This window comes from Synergistaceae bacterium (genome assembly GCA_017443945.1).
In the GTDB taxonomy this organism is placed as follows: domain Bacteria; phylum Synergistota; class Synergistia; order Synergistales; family Aminobacteriaceae; genus JAFUXM01.
Map to the genome: position 1 here is coordinate 16,366 of JAFSXS010000029.1, position 17,901 is coordinate 34,266.

The following is a 17,901-nucleotide window of genomic DNA, read 5'->3' on the forward strand; positions in this document are numbered from 1 at the left end:
AATGAGAGCTCATACAATAGCAAGACATTATTTCTTCCTCGTTATCTTGATTCTTGCGATGCTTCTAGGAGCGGTTACGGGCTATGTTCATCCCGATTTAGCGAAAAATATTTCGTTCTTAGGGACTATATTTGTTCGCATGATGTTTTGTATCGTTGTGCCTATGGTCTTTGCGTCGATTGCCGGTGCGGTCGCTAATACAGGGAGTCTAAGGCGTTCCGGAAAAATTATTTGGACGACTATTATAACATTCGTGATAACCGGAGCTTTTGCAGCAGTAATTTATTTCGTGCTTGTAAAGATTTTCCCGCCGGTTTTGAAGGCATGGACTAATATTGCGCGTGAAGAAGTCGGAAGTTATGCAAGTTTAACGCAATTAGTAACAAATTTCTTCACAGTTGATGATTTTATCGGACTCTTGTCTCGCCGTGCAATGCTGCCGTTAATAGTTTTCTCGTTACTGTTTGGATTTTCCGTAAATTTAAGCGGTCCGGCCGGTGAACCGATGAAAAAATTTCTTGAGAGTCTCACAGCTGTAATGCTCAAATTTGTAAATCTCGTTACTTATTATGCGCCGATAGCGTTTTTTGCGATATTTGCTGATTTAGTAGCGACTTACGGCCCGCAGATCTCAGAAGCATATGCACGCGCGTTATTGCTTTATTATCCTGTATGCTTTATTTATATTTTTACGGCGTTCCCGATTATGGCATTTATCGGAGGAGGCAGCGAGGGAGTCAGCAGAATGTTTGCGCACATAGCAAAGCCTGCAATAGTCTCGCTCGGCACGTGTTCAAGCATTGCTACGATTCCTACGAACATGGAAGCAGCAGCAGACACAGGAATCTCCAAAGATGTATCAGATATAGTTCTGCCATTAGGAGCTACAATGCATATGGACGGTTCTTGTTTCTCGTGCGTGCTAAAAATTGCGTTTGTCATGGGCGTACTAGGACAGCCGTTGACATGGGCTGATTTGCCGTTGATAGTTCTTGTTGCTGTATTCTCGTCTGTAGGAATGAGCGGCGTACCCGGAGGCGGTTATATCGGTGAATATATAATTTGTTCGTTATTCTTTGCTAATTACATGGAATTAGCTTTCCCGATTCTTGTTGCAATAGGAAATCTTGTAGACCCTCCTGCGACGATGATAAATGCTGCGGGCGATTATGTAGTATCGTTTATAGTTTCGCGATTTGTTGACGGTTCTGACTGGATCAAGAGGGCATAAAAAATTTTTTCCCGGTCGTAAATGGCCGGGATTTTGTTTTATTTAATGCTGCCTGCTCCGTTAGTGCTTGATGTCTCGTAAAAAGCTGCGTCCCGTCCGGTTAATTCTTTATATTTAGCGCCTATTGATGAAATAAAATCTTTAACTGAGTCATCTTTTACGATACTGACTGTGCAGCCTCCGAAGCCGCCTCCTGTCATGCGGGAACCAATTACTCCGGGAAAATCCCAAGCTAATTTTGCAAGTATGTCAAGCTCATTGATTGTAACTTGATAATTATCACGTAAAGAAACATGAGACGCATTCATTAACCGTCCAAAAGTTTGTAAATCTCCGGCCTTAAGCGAATCATAAGCCCGTAAAGCTCTAGCATTCTCACTCACTGCATGACGTGCACGACGCAAATTAATGGGATCATTTATCAAATATGAGTATTCGTCAAGCTCGTTTTCTGTCAGATCACACAAGCAGGAAATTTCTTTTACTTTCTGAAGGTCTGCTAATGCCTGTTCACACTGTTGACGGCGCAAATTATATTCTGAACTCACAAGAGAGTGCGGAACATTGGAATTTGTGATAATTATCTTGCAGTCTCCCAGCTCTAACGGCGCATAAGAATATTTCAGGCTCGAACAATTTAGTAAGACGGCGTTATCCTTTTTTCCCATGCTTACGGCGAATTGATCCATTATGCCGCAGTTCATTCCGACAAAATTATTTTCTGCTTCCTGCGAGAATAAAGCAGCGTTTACACCATCGATATTAAAGCCTTCAAGATCGCTGAAAATTTTTGTTGTGAGGACTTCAATAGCTGCCGACGACGACAACCCAGCCCCGTCCGGAAGATTTCCCGCAAATAAAATATCAATTCCGGAATTAAATTTGTAACCGTGCTTAATGAGAATTGACGCAACTCCAACCGGATAATTTACCCATGTGCGTGAGGTTAATTTTTTGCAGATTTCGTCAAATGAGATCTCAAACGGTTTAGACTCGTCATTGTCAAAATTTAGTGAGAATAAGCGCAATTTATTTCGTGAAGTCTTACATGCAAGTGCGTAAATTCCAAACTCGATAGCGCAGGGGAAAACAAATCCGCCTTCGTGGTCTGTGTGTTCGCCGATGAGATTTACGCGTCCTGGCGAAAAAAATGCTTGCGGGGCTGCGTCTTGCCCGAAAATTTTTGCAAAGGGTTCTAACATTGTATTAATCATTTAAATTTGTCTCTCCTTATACGTCATGAAATAATTATATAAGAATTATGCTATGATTTAAAAAATTTACATGAGGAGATTAACATTTATGCAGCGTTTCTTACAAGCTCAGGAGAAAATTTATGATATTGCATTGAACGAAATTAAGCACGGAAAAAAGCGCAGTCATTGGATCTGGTACATTTTCCCGCAACTTAAAGGGTTAGGCCATAGTTATAATTCAGATTTTTACGGGATTAGAGATTTAGACGAGGCAAGAAATTATTTATCACATCCGGTTTTAGGTGCTAGACTGCGTGAGATTACTGAAGCTCTATTGCAATTACCGGAAAATGACGCTTATAAAATTATGGGCGACCCTGATGATTTAAAGCTGCATTCTTGTATGACTCTTTTTGCGTATATTTCTGAAGAGGGCTCAATCTTTCATAAGGCGTTAGATAAATTTTTTGCGGGTCAGATGGATTACGGGACTCTAAATTTGCTCAAGCCTAAAAATGTTTTGTCGTGGGATTCTGATTTATGGCTTAGTAAATTAAACGGTTTGTACCCTGATTATAAGGCTCTTAATCGCGAAGTCTGGGAGAATACGTTTAAAATCGTCGAAGCAAATTATTACGAACTTCCGAACGGTGAAAGAGTCATAGTCCGCAGCCCTGATAATCCGCGCATAGAGTCAACTTTTTACGAGAAGGAATTTACAGCAAAGTTTGAGCCTCTCGACACGCCCGTAAAAATTTCTGTTGTACCTGATGATTGTCTTGATGTTGCTCATAAATGGGTTAATGAAGGTCTTGACGTTACTGTATTGAATCTCGCTAACAGGCAAAATCCAGGCGGAGGTGTCATTCGCGGTTCGTCAGCGCAGGAAGAATATTTATTCCATTGTTCGGATTACTACAAATTTTTATATATTTTCGCTTATTATGCGGAACGGTACGGACTCACGCTTTCGAGTCATCAATACCCTATGGATAGAAATTTTGGCGGAATTTATAGTCCGGGAGTTATTATATTTCGTGAGAATGAAACTCGCGGCTATGAATTAATAAAATATCCGTGGCAGGTCAATATGATTGCTGTAGCTGGAATGGTAAACCCGGAAACAGAAATTATAAATGGTAAAGAATATATCATCCCTGAATTGGCCGAAGGTGTGAGAAATAAAATCCGCACAATTTACAGAATCGCCTGCGAAAATAATCAACGAAATTTAGTATTAGGTGCGTTAGGCTGCGGAGCTTTCCATAATCCCCCTGAACATGTCGCAAATTTATTTCTTGAAGTCTTGCGCGAGAAAGAGTTTAAAGGCGCGTTCAGTAAAATTTGTTTTGCAGTAAAGAGCCATCAAGCCCCCGAAAAAAGCGCGAATTATTTAATTTTCCGTGATGTCCTTGACGGCGTTGTGATAAATAATGCTTGATTATGTTATGATTCACTCAATCACACATTTTATTATATGAAGGAGAGATTTATTTATGCGTAAAATTTGTCTTGCAGTAATTATTTCTCTTGTCATGGCTTCATGCGTTTACGGAGCGTCATTCACTCCCGGAACTTATGAGGGCAGGGGAAAAGGTTACAGCGAAACCTCTGATGTAATAGTTCGTGTTACCGTTGATGACAAAGCTATCACAAAAATTGAAATCGACGCACCCGAAGAAATCCCGTTTGGTGTTCCTTTGTTCGGCAAATATGGCGATGCACTAATCGGACGCACTGACGGGAAAATTGACGCTGTCTCAGGCGCAACAATGACTCGCAACGGAATTTCACAAGCCGTCGAGAAAGCTCTTGCACTTGCACGAGGTGAGAAGCCCGAAGACACAAGCAAGCCCGTAACATTCACTCCAGGAACTTATGAGTCAGAATCAGAAGGTTACAACGGCCCTGTGAAAATTAAAGCAACTTTTACCGCCGACAAAATAACGGGAATTGAAATTATCTCACATCACGAAACAGAACACGTCGGCGACATAGCTTTTACTCTCATGATTCCGGAAATGTTGCAGGCTAACGGATCAGGGGTCGACGCTGTGTCGGGAGCAACTTTTTCAACGAGGGCACTACGCAACGCAGTCAATAACGCCGCTGAAATGGCCGGTTGCACAAATCTTGAGGCATTCAAACGCGCAAAAGTCATTCATAACGCACAAGATGATATAAAACTCGTCTATGATGTAGTAATCGTCGGTGCAGGTGGTGCAGGAGTGGCAGCAGGAGCTCAGGCGGCACAGGACGGCAACACAGTCTTAATCATCGAGAAAAATGCTGAAGTCGGCGGAAATACTTTAGTGTCAGGCGGTCAATATCAAAGTGTCATGCCTTATTTAGTGTGGGATCCGCAAAACCCTGACGCTGAAACAGGAATATTTGCTTTCAATGGCCAGTCATACAAAAAAGTTAAATCCGTTCAAGGCTGCATTAAAGAATTGAAGATGATTCTAAATTGGAGCGAATCACCCTTTGACGCTGAATATTACAAGACTCATGAGTACGTAGCCGGCGACGCTGAAGAACTCTCTAAACATGGTGTACACGCTGAATATTTGCCCGTTCTGCAGGCTCTCAAGAAAGAAATTAAAGCCTACCTCGACTGGGCACAACCTAAACTCGACGCAGGAGTCCCGGAAAATAATTTAACGCTTTTCTCGACTCTCAATCTTCACATTTTCCAGACTTATTACGGAGGACTTAGACAAAGCGCGGACAAATCTACTTGGATTTACGGCAATGTTGATTTAGTCAAGCAGTTTGTTGAAGGCGGTCAAGGTCTCAAAGAATGGCTCGAGTCAATGGGTTCGACTTTCCACGATGACACACAGCCTACTCTAATCGGTGCATTATGGTACAGAGAAAATGAATTTGTCGGCGCAAATGTTGACACGGACGGCGACGGTAAGCCCGAAGAGTATAAAGGCCGCTGGGGGACGTTCTTTGTTGCTCCGATTAATGCAATGTTGAAGGCTAATAAATTAAATCGCGTCATGACACGCACTACAGTGAATGAGTTAATTTATGAAGGCGGACGCGTTATCGGTGTCAGAGCAACAGCAAACGACGGCACGAAAATTACTGCTTATGCCTCAAAAGGTGTTATTCTTGCGACTGGCGGTTATGCTGCAAATCTCGTGAAAGTTGTTGACGAAAATATTTATTGGTCGCCTGAATATCTCTCTACTACAACGAAGACAACAAATAGATCTTCTTTGCAGGGTAGCGGGATTGCAATGGCTCAAGCGGTCGGCGCACACGTTACGGGAATGGGGTTCACTCAATTAATGCCTATTTCTTGGATCGACAACGGTAATTTAGCTTTTGGAGGCGGAAATTATGCGTGCTGGATTAATCCTAACACGGGACACAGATTCGTTGATGAAGGCTCAGAGCGCGACGTTCTCTCACTTGCTGAATTTAAAAACGGTATGGACTACAAGGGCAGCAAAGGTGTTTTCTTAGAGTTTTACAATTCTGCGCAAAAAATGCCGGCTCCTACACAATTACCAGAAACAGGCGATTATCCCGGACGTTATTACAGGCGCAAAATTTCAGAGCTTCCCGAATTGTTCAAAGAATTAGGAGTCAAAGCTGATCCTAAAGTCGTTGAGCAGACAATCAGAGCTTATGACAAAGCAGTCATGACGGGCGGTGAATTTCCTGACGTGGGCAAAGCTATTGCATCGCGAACAATTGGAAATGTCGAGAAGAACCCCGACGGAAGTTACAAGATTGACAGCTACGATTTAGATAATACAGTTATGACGATAAGACTCATGGCACCGAGCACACATCACACAATGGGCGGACTAGTTGTTGACACTGGGCGGCACGTTTTGAATAGTGAAGGGCGTATAATTCCGGGACTTTACGCGGCTGGAGAAGTTACCGGCGGCATTCACGGAGGAAACAGACTCGGCGGAAATGCAATTGTAGAAATTTTTGTATCAGGAAGAACGGCAGCAAAGACTCTTAACGCCGAGAATCAATAATTTACAATTTTTGCGGGAGAATGGGATTATTTCCTGTCCTCCCGTTTTTTGTTGCTTGAAATTGCTTATTGACTAATACCCCCCCCCCGGTATAATTTACGCAAATAATAATAGAAAAGCGGCGATAATCTCATGGCAACAGTAAAATGGCAAAGTGTTTGTTCTTGCTGCGGTAAGGGCGGCTCTACAACATAAATAAACGAAAGTCAAGGTCAGCCCCGTTCTAATCCGTCAAGTATCGGCGGTAAATGTCCATCAAGTCCCGACGGAAAACACAAACCGAAATGGGTGAAGGTTTAATGGCTGATGAAAAATTAGATCCTAAGTATGCTAAAAATTATTCAGATGACAATTTCTGGGACAAAATTAAAGGCGTTCTCAAGTCTGCCGGGCGTGAAATAGTTTATAAAGCTCTTCAATTATATTACGTCATGAAGCGTCCTGAGTGTCCTGCTGCGATAAAAACGGCGATAGTTGCGGCGTTAGGTTATTTTATTCTGCCGTTGGATCTAGTGCCCGATTTTATTCCGGTTGTGGGCTTCACTGATGATTTAGCGGCGATTGGTGCAGCTCTCTTAATGTCCCAAATGTATGTAAACGATGAAGTCAAAGCACAGGCACGTGAAAGTCTTGATAATTTTTTCGGGGCTGGAACTTCTGTCGGGATTGATTAAAGGAGTGATATTTTTATGAGCAATTATACAGCGGTACTCGGCGAACTTGCGTCGGGGTCTGAACGAGGTAAGGGCGCAATCACTGAATCAGAATTTAACGAGAAAAAACGCGCTCTCATGGACAAAATTTAATTATGTTTACTTGCAAAAAATGCGGCTCCTGCTGTGAAATGATGAACTTCCTGCAAGCTCAAAATTTGCCGGAAATTTCACAAATAGCAGCTCAATTAAATAACGGTTCGGGAACTTGCAAATATTTTGACTCTGACTCTAGGCTCTGCAAAATCTATGACTCACGGCCAATAATCTGCAACAACAAAAAATTTTATGAAGAGAGACTAAAAAATGTCATGACACGTGAAGAATTTGACGAGATTTTATTTACATCATGCAATAAAGTTAGGAGCAGCCATCATGAAAGACTACGCGAAAATTAATTTTTTACGAGACAAGAAAGCAGCTCAGGACGAAGCAAATTATCTGAATCGCCTTATATCAGAAAATTTATATCCTGAAAAATTTATTATGCCTCTGACTCTGCAATTTGAGCTTACTTCACATTGTAACGTTCATTGCAAGCACTGTTATAACCGTTCGGGCGAGAATAATTTATCAGCTGACAGAATGACTCCCGAAAACTGGAAAATTTTTGCGCGTTATCTCGTCAAGCACGGGGGAATCTTTCAATGCGTCATTTCAGGGGGTGAGCCTCTTTTACTGGGTGATGACTTATTCGAGATAATGGACATTTTACACGATGACGGAACAATTTTTTTGCTGATCTCTAACGGTTTATTGATGACTCCCGAAAAAGTTAAATCATTCGCGAAATATCGTTATAAATGGCTGCAAATTTCAATTGACGGCGCGACTCGTGAACGTCATGACTCATTCAGGCAGAAAAACGGCAGCTTTGACGCGGCAATAAAAGCGGTTTTCATGCTCTCAAGTGCGGGGATTCCTGTAATGATTGCGCACTCTGTAACGCCCGAAAATTTATGTGAACTCGATAAAATGTGCTCGCTTGCTTATGAGTTAGGGGCGGCAGGTATAATTTTAGGCGAGATAATGCCCAGCGGACGAACTTTTTTGAATCAGGAAATATTATTAAATCACGAGCAGAGAAATATTTTATACGAGAAAATTAACGAGAATGCAGCCAAATTTTCCGGAAAAATGCAGGTACAAAGGAGTTCAGGCACAAAGATTCAATTAATGCGCGCACAAAATTCACCAGTAACAGGAGCAATTATCAGACCGGACGGAAATATAAGACTCGATTGCGTTGCTCCGTTTGTTATTGGGAATGTGTTAGATGAAGATTTTTGCGAAATTTGGCAGAGTAAAGCCCCTGACATTTGGAAGAGGCCGGAAATTGTTAATTATATTGACTCATGGGACGACATCGACGAAATCAATCACGGAATCAAGAATTATTTTGACTCTGACGTGATACTATAAAGGAGGAAATTTTTACATGAAGCAATATTCTAAACCTGAAATAATAAGCAGCTCCAAGCCCGTTTTTGCGTTCCCTGCTGTAGGTCTTGCGTTAATAGGCGGTTATGCGGCTGGAAAGGCAGTAACAAAAATTTTTGAGGCGAGTATGTCAGCTCGTGAAAATTTGCTTGAACTCGAACCCGTTATATCATGAATGCTGCTTATAATATGCTGAAAAATTTTATTCCCGTTCGTAATGCCATGAAAGTTAGGGAGGACGGAAATTTTTTAATCGCTGCTAACAACGAGAAAGAAATTTTTTATCTCAACTCGACGGCGCGGGACTTCTGGGAATTTATCGACGGAAATATAAGCGTTGACTCAATCTGCGAAAAATTTTTATGCGAATACGATATTAACCGCGACTCACTTGAGAATGATTTAGTGAATCTTTTGCGCGACTTACAATGGAAAAAATTAATTAGAATCAAAATAGGAGGTGATTTGTCATGAAAGAATATATAACGCCGTCAATAACATCAAGTAATACAGGAAAATTTGCGTTTCCTGCAATTATAGCGGGGTTAAGCATTGCTGAGGCATTTGCATTAGGAGCGGCTGCGGCTATTAAGGGCGATAAAAGCGTTTCTGTTGACATGCCTTCAGGACTCGAACCGATATACGCGTGTTAATTTTTTTGCGGGAGTGCGGGATTTGTTCTCGTTCTCCCATTTTTATTAATGAAGGTAAAATATATTATAATTTCTCTTATTATCACAATAGGAGGTTATTACGCTGGTACATAGAGTTTATACAGAACGCAAAGACTCAGGCAATATCGAGTCATTAACGCTCTTGAACGAGATAAAAAATTTCCCCGGCAATGAAAATCTATCACGAGTCAGAATCTTAAACCGTTATGATATTCAGGGCTTGAGCGATAAAGAATTAGACTCCTGCAAATATTTAATTTTCGCTGAACCTTTCACAGATAACATTTTGCAAGTTTTACCCGATGACGCAAATAAAATTTTTGCCGTAGAATATTTACCCGGACAATATGACCAGAGAGCCGACGCTGCCGAACAATGTGCAGGACTTTTACTCGGTTTCAGGCCAGTTATCAAGACTGCAAGAATCTATTTATTTTACGGAGATATAAACAATTTTGACGCGATAAAAAAAATTTTAATCAACCCCGTTGAATCTCGTGAAGCACAGTTAAACGAGTATGAATCGCTTGATTTAAATTATTCCCGCCCCGATGACGTGAAAATTATTGACAATTTATCAAGCCTTCAGGGTTTAGCTATGAGTCATGAAGATTTAGAGTGCTGCAAGAAATATTTTGACTCAGAAAAACGCAGGCCTACATCAACAGAAATAAAAGTTTTAGACACTTACTGGTCAGACCATTGCAGGCACACAACTTTTTTGACGCAAATTAATCATGCAGAAATTTTTGACTCGCGGGTTGCAGACTCTTACGCAAAATATTTAGAAATTAGACGCGCATTAAATTATTCTCCCGATAAAGCCATAACTTTAATGGACATTGCAACTATCGGCGCAAAATATTTGAAATCTCGCGGGTTACTGCCTGACTTGGCAGACTCAGAAGAAAATAACGCCTGCACAGTGAAAATAAATATTAACGGCGAGTCATGGCTTTTACTCTTCAAGAACGAGACTCACAATCACCCTACAGAAATAGAGCCTTTTGGAGGTGCTGCAACGTGTATCGGCGGTGCAATTAGAGACCCTTTATCAGGACGCGCATATGTCTATCAAGCAATGAGAATCACCGGAGCTGCTGACCCGTTTAAATCGACTTGGCCCGGAAAATTATCACAACGCGCAATCATCACAAAAGCTGCAGCAGGTTACAGTTCATACGGGAATCAGATCGGAATACCGACGGGACTTGTTGATGAAATTTATCATGAAGGCTATAGAGCTAAAAGACTTGAGGTCGGCGCGGTTCTTGCTTCTGTTCCGGAAAAAAATATCATTCGTGAACGTCCAGAGGCAGGAGATTATATTTTGTTGCTGGGCGGTAAGACTGGTCGTGATGGCATAGGCGGTGCAACAGGTTCGAGCGTTTCACATAATGCAATATCGCTTGAAACTTGCGGAGCTGAAGTCCAAAAAGGTAACGCACCCGAAGAACGCAAATTGCAAAGGTTGTTCAGGAATCCGGAATTTACGAGACTCATAAAACGCTGCAACGATTTCGGCGCAGGAGGAGTAAGCGTCGCAGTAGGTGAACTCGCAGAAGGTCTCGAAATAAATTTAGACTCAGTTCCGCTGAAATATGCAGGTCTTGACGGTACAGAAATTGCAGTCAGCGAGTCTCAAGAACGTATGGCCGTCGTTGTGAGTGCAGGCAATGTAGAACGCGTGAAAAATTTAGCTCTCTCCGAAGACGTTCAAGCAAGCATTATAGCTCGTGTAAATGATTCAGGACGTATGCGGATGACTTGGCGGGGACGTGAAATTGTTAATTTATCGCGGGATTTCATAAACTCAAGCGGTGCAAAACGTAATATAACCGTGAAAGTTAATGAGCCTCACAAAAAAATTTATGACTCTGACTCTAAATCATTCAGGGAGAAATTATTTGCGCTGTTAAAAGATTTAAACGTTTGTTCAAAGCAGGGACTCGCAGAAAGATTTGATTCAACTGTCGGAGCTCACTCGATTTTAATGCCGTTCGGTGGGAAATTCCAGAAAACGCCGGCTCAAGCAATGGCAGCAGAAATTTTCACGGGCTCGCAAATTTGTTCGTTGATGTCGTACGGCTTTGATCCGTTTATAAGCGAGTCATCACCTTTTGACGGTGCTTATTTGGCGGTGCTTGATTCACTCTGCAAGATTATAGCGTCAGGAGGAAATTTGACTCATTGCTGGCTGACTCTTCAGGAATATTTTGGCAAACCGGGCACTAATCCCGAAAAATGGGGGCTTCCATTTGCTGCACTGTTGGGAGCGTTGAAGGCTCAATTAGATTTTAACGTTGCTGCGATCGGCGGAAAAGATTCAATGAGCGGTTCATTTGTTGACGAGAACGGGAAAAATTACGATGTTCCCCCGACTTTGATTTCATTTGCGGTGTGTGCTGCTGACGTGAATAAAATTATTTCTCCGGAATTTAAGCGTGCAGGCTCGAACGTTTATATATTGACTCCTGATTATGATGATTCAGATTTGCCGGTTCCTGACTCGATCAAGAAAATTTTTGCGTTGATTCAAGAGCTTAATGGGTCAGGAAAAATTTTATCATGCTATGTTACGACTTTCGGGGGGATTCTTGCGGGAGTCTTCAAAATGTGTATCGGCAATAATTTAGGCTTTGAGTTCGAGAAAAATATTTTACTTGACGATAGACGCTGTAAATTCATAATCGAGCTTGCTGACGAGAATAATAATTTATCCAGACTTGGCCGCGTGATTGAGTCTCCTGAAATAATTTATAACGGCGAAAATGTCAGCTTAAACGAGGCCGACAAAGTTTATAAATCGACGCTTGAGTCAATTTTCCCGACCGAAATAAAAGATTCGTCAGCGATTCCGGAAACAGCAATAAATTCGAGTCTGCCAAAAGTTTTTTACTCACATGAAGCAATAGCAGCACCGAAATTTTTAATACCCGTTTTCGCCGGCACTAATTGCGAGTACGAGACAGCACAGGCAGTCAATAACGCAGGAGGGCGCGCAAAAATTTTTGTTGTGAAGACTCTAACTCCTGAGTTAATGCAGGAATCAGCGCACGATTTTGCGAAAGAATTACGAGACTCGCAGGCTTTAATCATTCCTGGTGGATTCTCTAACGGCGATGAACCCGACGGATCAGGGAAATTTATAGCTATTTTCTTGCGAAGTCCTGAAGTAAGAGAGAGTTTAACAAATTTGCTTGACGTTCGAGAAGGTTTAATCTGCGGGATCTGCAACGGATTTCAAGCGCTTGTCAAAACTGGTTTATTACCGTTTGGGAAATTCACGAATCCTGAAAATTTATCGGCGACTCTGACATTTAACAAAATCGGCCGTCATCAGTCGAGAATAATAAGAAGCCGAGTCATTGCTAACCATTCGCCTTGGCTGAGAAAAAATAAAGCCGGTGAAGTGTATTCAATGCCGATTTCACACGGTGAAGGAAGATTCATTTGCGATGAAGAAATTTATAAATCTCTAATGAAGTCCGGCCAAGTCGCGAGTCAGTATGTTGACATGAATAATAAACCCTCAATGATGACGCAATTTAATCCGGCTGGCTCAAGTTATGCGATTGAGTGCATTACATCACCTGACGGGCGCATATTAGGCAGAATGGGACACGTTGAGAGATTTGGCGCGAGTCTTTATAAGAATGTTGCGGGCAATTACGACACAAAAATTTTCGAGTCAGCGTGTGAATATTTCAGGAAAATATAATTTTTGCGGGGGATTCTATTTCTCCCGCTTGAATACAATGCGCCATATAGTCAATAGCATATTTAAAAATTTTCCGCGTGAACGTAATAATGCTGCTGTTAGTTCATCCCGAAAATAACCGAACAAATCAACTATAAACCAAATAAATTTATGTCTGGGGGTGTGGGGCATATCGTCCGGATTTGTATAAACATAGAAATTAAAGAATTTAAGTTTTTTCCCGTGTTTGAGCATGTACACATTAAATAATCTTTCAGCCATAAAACCCGGTGCTCTTCTCTGAACTAAGCTGTAATAAGCCTTATAATTAATTTTCTTGTCAACTTCATCGAGGATAGCAAACAGCCATTCGCAATAATCGCAAAAATCTTAGTATTTCATGATAAAAATATTTCGCGCAAAAAGTTTATTGCCGTTCATTATTGTATCAAATGCCTCGTGATAATCCGGGAATTGATTCTTGATTATTTTTTCCAGCACCCTCAAATCTTCGCTGAAATGACACGCGTTATATTGATCTCTCACAGAAACTGGCATAGTAAATTTTTTCGACGCGATTATATAACCGTTCTCGATCATGTTTATTATTCGTTCTGGGTCGATTTTGTAATTTGTTATCTCGCTTTCAGGTTTATTTATTCCCTCTGTAAAAAATTTTTTCTCGTCGAACGCAAGAAGCCGCCTATAATGCATTAGTCCAACATATTTAATTTCGGGGTATAAAGTTTTTATATTCTTCCACGCCCAATAAATAACTGTTAATTCAGAATAATAGGGATTTTTTTCGCTGATGTTGCCGCATGGTTGGCCGTTACATAAATTATCTGTCTGTCTATCTGAGGGTAGCAGATTTATTTGTCATTGTCAAGCGTCCTTTCTCGTAAAATTATTCACGCATAAAAATTTCTCATGAACTTTCACGATTATAGCACAAAAATTTTTCACACGAGTAATTCTGCAATAATGCCATTTTTACCCAAACGAGCGCGCAAAAGATTCAGCAGGTACATAACGCATAAATATAGTCAACGCACTTAATTTTTTATAGTGAAAACATTTTTTGCAGACTGGGCCGACTGCGCGTCATTAGCTGTTCACGTTATTCAAGTGTATTTGCGCTATAACAATGAAACTTTTTACACGAGCAATTCTACAACAAGACCATTCACAAGCGAATAAATAATCACAAACGCAATATAAGCAATAAATTTCTTCGCACCGAGAACAATTTTCAACGCGCCCAAATTCGTAATCTTTGTAGCCGGCCCGGTTATCATAAAAGCTGAAGCACTCGCCATGCTCATCCCGTCAGCAAGCCACTGAATCAATAAAGGAATCGTCCCGCCCCCGCACGCATAAAGGGGAACTCCTATTGTAGCAGCCATCAAGACCCCGAAACCGTTTTTACGCCCAAATAACCGCGCAAAAGATTCAGCCGGCACATAACGCATAAATAACGCCGTTAAAAATATCCCCAGCAAAAAATATAATCCTGTAGCCCTCACATTACGCAGAAAATTTTTTATGTAGCGTAAAAGCAAATTTTTATCTGTATCGCGATTTGAAATCTCGTAGAAGCCCGAAAAGTTGAAAAAAGTTTTTCCCGTGAGTCTTACATATAAACAAACGCTCAATCCCGCAAATATTCCGCACATAAAACACGATAAAATTCTAACTATTAAAGCAGTCTCACCCAGTGCAGAACTGTAAATTATTAACTGCGGGTTTAACAGAATCGATGCCATCATAAACGACGCAAGCCAATCTTCACGCATACCCTTTTCGTAAAATGAGGCTGCAATCGGAATCGTCCCATACATGCACAAAGGCGACGCAATGCCCAGCACACACGCAGGAACAATCCCGAACAGACTCAATTTTTTATCACGAAGGGAGGCGAAAAGCTCGTGAATCTTATTTTTTCCGAATACAGACACAAACGAACCTATCGCCATTCCTAACAGCCAGTAAACATAAATTTGTTCAAGCTGTAACGTGAAGTAATACCAGAGATAAATAAATTCCCGGTTTAAAATTTTAGTCAATGCTGACAAGGTCATAATTTCGCGATCCGAGTCCTATTTCTGCGGCGTGTTCGACTGTGTGAATGCCATGACGCGATTCCATTCTGTTAATTAATGACTTGCCGTCCGGAGCTTTGTACACTAAATCAACGCAGGCTTGATCGAGTGCAACAGGGTCAAGAGATCCGAGAATCCCTATATCATGCATATCGGGTGCTGATGGGTTACCGTCGCAATCACAGTCAACGCTCAAATGATTCATTACGCTGATGTACATTATTTTTTTGCCGCCGTCTAAACTGTCAGAAACCGCCTTTGCTGCCTCAGCCATTGACTCAAGAAAATCATCCTGCTTATCATACCAAATGCTGCCTGATTCTTTCGTGCCTGCTGTGTGAATTATAACTTTTCCGCGCGGTGAAGCTATACCGATTGAAATATTTTTCAGCGCGCCTCCGAAACCTCCCATAGCATGACCCTTGAAATGTGTTAATACAAGCACGAAATCATAATTTTTGAAGTGTGAGCCGACGACATCATTTTTTAAGTGCTTTCCTCCGACGACCGGCAAAGAAATTTCACCCTCTGAGTCAAGAATATCAACGTTTGCAATTTTCGTGAATCCGTGATCTTCTGCTACTTGCATGTGCATTGCTGTTGAAGATCTTGACCCGCCGTAAGCTGTGTTGCCTTCGATTATTGTGCCGTTGACTTTTTTCACAAGCTCGCCGATTAACTCAGGTGATAAATAATGAGTGTTGCCTGCCTCGCCCGTGCTGAGTTTGACTGCGACTCTTCCGGAAGGTTCGCGGCCAAGTGCGTTATAAATTGCCATGATTCCCGCCGGAGAAATATTTTTTGTGAAATAAACCGTAGAATTTGCTGCAAATGAAACATTACACAGCGCGAAAATTATTAGTGCTGCAAGAAAAATTTTTCTCATGTGATTAAAGACTCCTTTGCAATTATAAATTTTTTACGAGAATAAACTATAAAGAGCGGTTTAAGTCAATCAGCAAAATTACGTGATAAAAAAATTTTTTTCTCTGTGAGTCTTTGTGAGTGCGTGAATGAAATTAATTTTTTGTAGTTGTAAATGTAGTTGTAAAATATTTCTCTCGTGATTACGAGTCAATGAAAAGTTTTGTATATTATAGCAAAAAAATTTGTCCCCCGTGAAAATTCTTCATGAGGGACAGTGTGTAATAATTTACGCTAAATATTTTTTCAGCACAGCACGTACAGCACCGGGGCCGGCATTTAGTTCGTTGTAAAATTTTTCTACTTTCTCACCGAGTCCAGCCTCATAGAGATTCAGACCGAAAATATTTGCGTTGCTCAAAATTTCATGAAGTCCGCCGCTTTTCTTGAGTTCTGCCTGCAAAGTATCAAGCATAGGATCTGAACTGACCTGCATTGACTCGCCTTTATCGTCAGTGCCTTCAAGATAACGGAGCCACCCTGCCAACGCTAAAGGAATCGCCTTCAATGAGTTAATGTCAAGTGATTTATCAGCAGCGTAACTCTTTAATGTCTCGCCGAATCTCACAGGAATTTTTTGACTCGTGTCTGTTGCGATTCTTTGCGGTGTGTCCGGTAAAAACGCGTTCGGGAGTCTTTCGCCGACAACTTCATCAATAAATTTTTTCGGGTTAATAATTTTCGGGTCAGTAACGACGGGGAGTCCTTCTTTATAGCCGATAAGCTCAACGAGTTTCTTTAATTCGGGGTCGCTCATTTCGTCAGCAATTTTCTTGTAACCGAGCAAGCAGCCATAAACAGCAAGTGCAGTGTGCAAAGGATTCAAACATGTTGTAACCTTCATGCGTTCGGTGTTATTTACAGTGTCGCGGTCTGTCATGTAGACTCCTGCTTTATCGAGTGCCGGGCGGCCATTGGGGAAATTATCTTCTACTACTAAATATTGCGGGGCTTCAGCGTTGACGAACGGTGCAATATAAGTATTTCGATTTGTAATAACCGGGCTGATGTTCTCGACTCCTAAAGATTTTAGCTGCTCTTCGACGATTTCAGACGGACGCGGAGTAATTTTATCGATCATTGACCAAGGGAAAGAGACCTGCGACTCATCACTAATCCACGAGAAAAATTCTTTATCGACAAAACCGTTATCAACCCATGATTTAGCGATTTCTAAGACGCTTGCACGTAATTTTTCGCCGTTATGAGAACAATTATCCATGCTTACGACTGCGATAGGGTGTGCGCCTGCCCTGAATCTTTCGAGCAATAAAGAAGCTGTTACGCTCATTGCGTGTTTAGGTTTGTCGGGGCCTGACTTCATGTCTGACACAACGACCGGCATTAATTCGCCCTTCATGTCTCTTAGCGCATAACCTTTTTCTGTGATTGTGTAGCTTACCATTTGTAAAGAAGGCTTTACGAAGATTGCGCGTAATTTTTCCCATTCTTGAGTGTCTGAACTGTCGGCGCGGATTCCTTCAGCGATTGAGGCAATAATATTTTTGTCGAGTTCGCCGGAAGCTCTTAACGTTACCATGAGAGTCAAATTATCGAACGGCTCATAAATTTTTTTGATTATCTCGTAGTCAAAAGTTTCTGCTGCGATTATTCCTGTCTCGGCGAGTCCCTTGTCGAGTAAATCCTGCTGTAATGCTGCAATAAAGCCCCTGAAAATATTTCCTGCACCGAAATGAACCCAAGTAGGATTTTTCGCTGTCAATTCGCGCATTTTCTGAACGTCATTTTTCGGGAGTCTTATTCCGGCCTTTTCCCATTGCGAACGGTCGGTGATTCCCTTCAAGCTAAGCTGCATGATAAAAAATTACCTCCTTGATTGTAAAAAATTTTTTGTGTGCAATGATTCTAGCAAGAAATTTATATTTATGGGAATAAACTTTTTACAGAACGCGA

At 41.4% G+C, this 17,901-nt stretch carries 16 protein-coding genes; 10 read left to right on the plus strand and 6 right to left on the minus strand.

Going from position 1 to position 17,901, the window contains the following annotated elements; genetic code table 11:
* Position 1: 1 nt before the first annotated feature.
* Complete coding sequence (locus tag IJT21_03370; protein ID MBQ7577291.1) at positions 2-1,231, plus strand: dicarboxylate/amino acid:cation symporter; 1,230 nt, start codon at positions 2-4, stop codon at positions 1,229-1,231.
* A gap of 38 nt (positions 1,232-1,269) precedes the next feature.
* Here IJT21_03370 and IJT21_03375 read toward each other — a convergent pair whose 3' ends face one another.
* Positions 1,270-2,445, minus strand: coding sequence for a galactokinase (locus IJT21_03375; GenBank protein ID MBQ7577292.1), 1,176 nt, complete (start codon positions 2,443-2,445; stop codon positions 1,270-1,272).
* 88 nt (positions 2,446-2,533) lie between these two features.
* Here IJT21_03375 and IJT21_03380 point away from each other — a divergent pair, with 88 nt between their 5' ends.
* The 9 genes from IJT21_03380 to IJT21_03420 all read left to right on the plus strand — a co-directional run bounded on the left by IJT21_03380 (position 2,534) and on the right by IJT21_03420 (position 12,982).
* Positions 2,534-3,868 (plus strand): TIGR02452 family protein, encoded by a 1,335-nt coding sequence (locus tag IJT21_03380; protein ID MBQ7577293.1) that lies wholly within the window; start codon positions 2,534-2,536, stop codon positions 3,866-3,868.
* A 55-nt stretch (positions 3,869-3,923) separates the two neighbouring features.
* On the plus strand, positions 3,924-6,434 hold the full coding sequence (locus IJT21_03385) for an FAD-binding protein (GenBank protein ID MBQ7577294.1): 2,511 nt from the start codon (positions 3,924-3,926) through the stop codon (positions 6,432-6,434).
* Positions 6,435-6,718: 284 nt separating this feature from the next.
* Positions 6,719-7,108, plus strand: a complete 390-nt coding sequence (locus tag IJT21_03390; protein ID MBQ7577295.1) for a DUF1232 domain-containing protein — start codon at positions 6,719-6,721, stop codon at positions 7,106-7,108.
* A 170-nt stretch (positions 7,109-7,278) separates the two neighbouring features.
* Positions 7,279-7,545, plus strand: coding sequence for a YkgJ family cysteine cluster protein (locus IJT21_03395; protein MBQ7577296.1), 267 nt, complete (start codon positions 7,279-7,281; stop codon positions 7,543-7,545).
* Positions 7,523-8,569: a radical SAM protein gene (locus IJT21_03400; protein MBQ7577297.1), complete on the plus strand. Its 1,047-nt coding sequence runs from the start codon at positions 7,523-7,525 to the stop codon at positions 8,567-8,569. Before IJT21_03395 ends, IJT21_03400 begins: the two co-directional genes overlap by 23 nt.
* A 16-nt stretch (positions 8,570-8,585) precedes the next feature.
* The gene (locus IJT21_03405) at positions 8,586-8,762 is read left to right on the plus strand and encodes a hypothetical protein (GenBank protein ID MBQ7577298.1); all 177 of its coding nucleotides are present in this window, start codon (positions 8,586-8,588) and stop codon (positions 8,760-8,762) included.
* Complete coding sequence (locus tag IJT21_03410) at positions 8,759-9,061, plus strand: PqqD family protein (GenBank protein ID MBQ7577299.1); 303 nt, start codon at positions 8,759-8,761, stop codon at positions 9,059-9,061. Before IJT21_03405 ends, IJT21_03410 begins: the two co-directional genes overlap by 4 nt.
* Positions 9,058-9,240, plus strand: coding sequence for a hypothetical protein (locus tag IJT21_03415; protein MBQ7577300.1), 183 nt, complete (start codon positions 9,058-9,060; stop codon positions 9,238-9,240). Before IJT21_03410 ends, IJT21_03415 begins: the two co-directional genes overlap by 4 nt.
* A gap of 97 nt (positions 9,241-9,337) precedes the next feature.
* Positions 9,338-12,982, plus strand: coding sequence for a phosphoribosylformylglycinamidine synthase (locus tag IJT21_03420; GenBank protein MBQ7577301.1), 3,645 nt, complete (start codon positions 9,338-9,340; stop codon positions 12,980-12,982).
* Positions 12,983-12,997: 15 nt separating this feature from the next.
* On the opposite strand, the gene IJT21_03425 is transcribed toward IJT21_03420, so the two are convergent.
* From IJT21_03425 to IJT21_03445, 5 genes are all read right to left on the minus strand, one after another.
* A complete protein-coding gene (locus tag IJT21_03425; GenBank protein MBQ7577302.1) occupies positions 12,998-13,327 on the minus strand; it encodes a DUF4422 domain-containing protein in 330 nt (109 codons plus the stop codon).
* Between the two features lie 24 nt (positions 13,328-13,351).
* Positions 13,352-13,837: a DUF4422 domain-containing protein gene (locus tag IJT21_03430; GenBank protein ID MBQ7577303.1), complete on the minus strand. Its 486-nt coding sequence runs from the start codon at positions 13,835-13,837 to the stop codon at positions 13,352-13,354.
* A gap of 281 nt (positions 13,838-14,118) precedes the next feature.
* On the minus strand, positions 14,119-15,027 hold the full coding sequence (locus IJT21_03435) for a permease (GenBank protein ID MBQ7577304.1): 909 nt from the start codon (positions 15,025-15,027) through the stop codon (positions 14,119-14,121).
* Positions 15,020-15,949, minus strand: a complete 930-nt coding sequence (locus IJT21_03440) for a DUF362 domain-containing protein (GenBank protein MBQ7577305.1) — start codon at positions 15,947-15,949, stop codon at positions 15,020-15,022. Before IJT21_03440 ends, IJT21_03435 begins: the two co-directional genes overlap by 8 nt.
* A 267-nt stretch (positions 15,950-16,216) precedes the next feature.
* On the minus strand, positions 16,217-17,803 hold the full coding sequence (locus tag IJT21_03445) for a mannitol dehydrogenase family protein (GenBank protein MBQ7577306.1): 1,587 nt from the start codon (positions 17,801-17,803) through the stop codon (positions 16,217-16,219).
* Positions 17,804-17,901: the final 98 nt, after the last annotated feature.